Origin of the sequence: Kocuria sp. CNJ-770 (assembly GCF_001942375.1) — a bacterium.
GTDB classification, from domain to species: Bacteria; Actinomycetota; Actinomycetes; order Actinomycetales; family Micrococcaceae; genus Kocuria; species Kocuria oceani.
In genome coordinates, this window is record NZ_MKJW01000025.1 from 1 (window position 1) to 4389 (window position 4389).

Here is a 4389-nt window from a genome sequence, read left to right on the forward strand (position 1 = left end):
CGCAGGGCCTCGAGCACCTGCACCGGTCCGGGCCCGGCGGCGTCGTCGGTGCCGTACCAGTAGCCGGAGGAGGTGGGGACTCGAGACGTCATGCCGATCATCCTAGGACACCGACAAGCCCGGGAGTCGAGTAACTAGACAAACTAGACACCATCGACTTGGATGATGTGGTGCGCGTCTCGCGGTTCCGGCCCGGCATGCGCACCACCGCAGGGAACGCAGGGAACGTGAGGAAGGTCGAGGGATGAACCAGCAGGTGCAGCACCGGTCCACGCAGCAGAGGACGGAGCCGGGAACCGGCCGTCCGGCCACCTTGGAGACGACGGGCCCCGTGCACTGCGGCCGCCCCATGCCGGTGCGCCCGCTCGACCTCGCCGATCTCGACGGCCGCGCGAACCACGCCGCCGCCCAGGCCGCCGTCGACGGCCGCCGGCTGCACGCCTGCACCTGCGGCTTCCTGCTCGAGACGGAGGATCCCGCCGGGACGGGCGCGCCGCTCGTCGCCCGCGGGGACGAGCACCTGTTCCACCCCTTCTTCACCCGGCGGGTCCTGGCGGCGGCCGGGCGCGCCGAGACGGCCGAGTGGACCCTCGACCAGCAGCTCGCGGACGACGACACCTCCGAGGGGCACGAGAGCGCCGCCCGGCACGTGTGGTTGCTGGATGCCGGCGCCGAGACCGCGCAGTGGGAGCTGGACCGGGCCGTCGACGCCCTGCACGCCGAGCTGCGCCTGGCCGCCCGCCACGGGGTGCCGCTCGCCGCCCTGTCCGCGGCCGCCGGCCTGGACGAGGAGTCCGTGCTCGCAGCCCTGCGCCACGACCGGGCGCCCTCCGTCCCGGTCGGCGAGGACCGTCGAGGACCCCGCGCGGCGGCGCCGAGCACAGGAGTGACCGAACTGCGCACCCAGGGTCACCGCGCATCGGCGGAGGCCCGGCGGGTCGGCGCTCTCGCCGCCGCGGGCTGAGCCGACGCCCTCCGCGCGGAAGCCGGCCGGCGGCCCCGGCGCAGGTCAGCGCCGACACGGCCCCCGTGTGAACCGGCTTACACAATGCCGTCAATTCGTTTACATGTCAGTAATCTGATCTCGAGGAGCTCGGCCGGCGCACGGGTCCGATGTGCGATGCACGTGGGGGGACACCGGAGCGCAGTCGGCCGGCAGCTCACGGCGCCGCCCCCGGTCTGATCCACCGGGGGCGGCTCACCTCCCGGCCCCGTCGACCGCCGTGAACGGGCCGCGCCTCCCCTGCCTCGTGCTCGCCGGGAGGACAGCACCTCGAGCGGGGACCTCCCGGCACCTGCCCCAGCACCCCGCCGGGCCTTCCGGAACATCTCCCTGCCGACCGACCTGTCGGCCCGTCCACCGCTCGGACGCGGACTGCTGCATGACGCATGCACGGTCGCACATGACCACCACCCCTCGACACAGCTCGAATGATCAGTAGACTGTGCTTCGCGTCACTTCCCAGCCCTGTCATTCCTGACCGAGAGGCCGATCCCATAAAGAAGTCCGCTCTGCTCGCCGCGCCCGCCCTGGCACTCGCGGCCGTGACCCTGCCCGCCACCGCCGCCACCGCCGCCGAGAGCTGGTCCTTCCAGGCCGAGCTCGCGCCGGTCAACAACAGCACCGCCGCCGGCAGCGCCGTCGTCGACGTCACCGGCCAGGAGGCCACGGTGACCGTCGAGGTCGCCGGGGCGCCCGCCCTCTTCCAGGGCGCGCCCTATCCGCACGCCCAGCACATCCACATCGGGGGCCAGGGGGTGTGCGCTCCGCCCAGCGCCGACGCCGACGGCGACGGCGCGGTGAGCTCCATGGAGGGTCAGCCCTGGACCGGCGGGATCGGCACCTCGCTGACCACCTCGGGGGACACGAGCCCTGCCTCCGCGGTGGCCATCGACCGCTTCCCGGCCGGTGAGGCCTACACCTATCAGCGGACCTTCCCGGTGGACGGCGCCACGCTCGCCGCCCTGCAGAGCGGCACCGCGGTGGTCAACGTCCACGGCGCGGACCCGGCGGCGCTCTCGGCCGAGGCGCAGGCGAAGGCCAACCCGATGGCCCCGGCCCTGCCGCTGGCCTCCGACATCCCGATCGCCTGCGGGGTGCTCGCACCCGCCCAGATGGCGATGCCCGAGGGCCCGGCGGACACCGGCGTGGAGACGGCGGCCGCGGGCTCGGACGCCCGCGGTCTGGCCGGGGCGGCCGTGCTGGGGATGCTCGCCCTGGGCGGTGCCGCGGTGGGCCTGCGCCGCCGCGCGACCGGCGGTCGCTGACCCCGGACGCTCCGTGCCCCGGCACCGCGCCGAGACCCGCCACCTCCGCACGGGGGTGGCGGGTCTCGCCGTGGTCCTGGGCCTGTGGTGCACCGGGGACAGCACCGCGCCGTCGCACCCCACGACGGCGCAGCGACCCGTCGCCGGGCATCCCGTCCCGCCCGCCGTCTCCCTCCCGCCGGAGGCGACGGCCTCCAGCACCGCGGGGCCCGGCGCTGCGACGACCTCGGGCCTCCCCGGCGCTCCGACGGCCGGCACCTCCGCACTCCCGACACCCGGCGCCACGGCGTCCGGCGCCCCGGCACCGGGTGCCCCCGCGCGCGGGCCGGCCTCGGAGCCCCGCCCGCGGGCGCTGCCCGCCTCGGCCCCGGTGCGCCTCACCATCGGCGCCATCGGGGTGGAGGACCGGCTCATGACGCTGGACCGGCGCCCCGACCGCACCCTGGAGGTCCCGCCGGAGCACCCGGGCGCCCCGGCCGGCTGGTACCGGCGCTCACCCGCTCCGGGCCAGGCGGGCCCGGCCGTGCTGCTGGGGCACGTCAACGCCACCGGCGGCGGCCCGGGGGTCTTCGCGGACCTGCACCGGCTGACCGCCGGGGACCGCATCGCCGTGGCCCGGGCGGACGGGTCCACGGCGGAGTTCGCGGTGGACGCCGTCGAACGCCACGCGAAGGACTCGTTCCCCACGCTGCGGGTCTACGGCAACACCGCGGGCCCGGAGCTGCGGCTGGTCACCTGCGACGGCTACGACCCGGCGACCGGGTCCTTCGACGAGAACCTCGTGGTCTACGCCTCCCTGATCCGGAGCTGAACGGCCCGCCCCGGAACGGCACGGCGCCCCGCGCCGCGGCCCGTCCGGGAACGGGGGCCGCGGCGCGGGGCGCCGTCGCAGCGTGCGTCGGATCAGCTCGTCACACCAGCTGGTCGGACCAGGTCGTCAGATCAGCTCGTCCGTGAGGTGGTTGGGCGTGCCGAAGCGGTGGGCGGTGATGCTCACGGCCTGCTCGTGCAGGAACGGCAGCATCTCGACCCGGCCGGCCCCCGTGACGGGGTGGGCGTAGACGGCCACGTCGGGACGGGACCCGGTCGCGGCGATGAGGCCCGCGCGGTCCCCGCCGATGAGACGGACCCGCCCGCCGCCGAGCTCGGCGGCGCCGGCCAGCCAGGCGGCGTCGTCCTCCACCCGGACCCGCACGCCGCGGCCGGTGAGCACGGCGGCCACCGCGGCGGGCGGCTCGAGCGCCGAGGAGACGGTGAGCTCGGCGCCGGCGCGCAGGCCGGCGGCGACCACGCGGAGCAGATCGGCCAGGGGCTCCCCCTCGGACAGTCGCACCGTCACCGGCAGCGGCAGGTAGCGGAAGACGTTGCGCTCCGCGTAGAGCTGCGAGACGTCCCGGGCCACCCCGAACTCCTCGGCCCAGGCGGCCTCGTCGCTGCGCAGCGCCTGCTCGAGCGTCCCGGCCTCCTGCGCCGTGACCCCCGCCCGCCCCGCACGGGCGGCGTCGAGCAGGCCGGCCACGGCCGCGTCGGTCACGGGGCGTCCGTTCCCGCGCAGCGGCGCCGGCTCCCACTCGCCCAGGCCCATGAGGTAGCTGGGGCCCCCGGCCTTGGTGCCCGGGCCGACCGCGGACTTCTTCCAGCCGCCGAAGGGCTGACGCTGGACGATGGCCCCGGTGATCCCGCGGTTGACGTAGACGTTGCCGGCCTGGACGTGCTCCAGCCAGTAGCCGATCTCCTCCGGGTCCAGGGAGTGCAGACCGCCGGTGAGGCCGTAGTCGACCTCGTTCTGGATGGCCACGGCCTCCTCCAGGGTCTCGGCGGTCATCACGCCGAGCACCGGGCCGAAGTACTCGACCAGGTGGAACTCGGAGCCGCGCTGCACCCCGGTGCGCACGCCCGGGGACCACAGCTTGCCCGTGCCGTCCAGCTGCTGCGGCTCGATCAGCCAGGACTGGCCCTCCTCCAGGCTGGTCAGGGCCTGGAGCAGCTTGCCCTCGGCGGGCTCGGTGAGCGGGCCCATCTGCGCGGCGGGGTTGGTCGGGTATCCACGGTCAGGGAGCTGACCGCGTCCACCAGCTGGTTGCGGAACCGCTTGGACTTCGCCACCGAGCCCACGAGGAT

The 4389-nt window shown here is 75.6% G+C and carries 3 protein-coding genes and 1 pseudogene; 3 read left to right on the forward strand and 1 reads right to left on the reverse strand.

Going from position 1 to position 4389, the window contains the following annotated elements; translation table 11 throughout:
• Nucleotides 1–244 precede the first annotated feature (244 nt).
• The 3 genes from BJF77_RS01350 to BJF77_RS22285 all read left to right on the forward strand — a co-directional run bounded on the left by BJF77_RS01350 (nucleotide 245) and on the right by BJF77_RS22285 (nucleotide 3079).
• Complete coding sequence (locus tag BJF77_RS01350) at nucleotides 245–964, forward strand: hypothetical protein (protein ID WP_075871069.1); 720 nt, start codon at nucleotides 245–247, stop codon at nucleotides 962–964.
• 581 nt (nucleotides 965–1545) lie between these two features.
• Nucleotides 1546–2268 (forward strand): hypothetical protein, encoded by a 723-nt coding sequence (locus BJF77_RS01355; protein ID WP_139318381.1) that lies wholly within the window; start codon nucleotides 1546–1548, stop codon nucleotides 2266–2268.
• A 70-nt stretch (nucleotides 2269–2338) separates the two neighbouring features.
• On the forward strand, nucleotides 2339–3079 hold the full coding sequence (locus tag BJF77_RS22285) for a class F sortase (RefSeq protein WP_304440969.1): 741 nt from the start codon (nucleotides 2339–2341) through the stop codon (nucleotides 3077–3079).
• 126 nt (nucleotides 3080–3205) lie between these two features.
• On the opposite strand, the pseudogene BJF77_RS01365 reads toward BJF77_RS22285, so the two are convergent.
• Nucleotides 3206–4389: pseudogene (locus BJF77_RS01365) on the reverse strand (aldehyde dehydrogenase family protein); the annotation flags it as partial.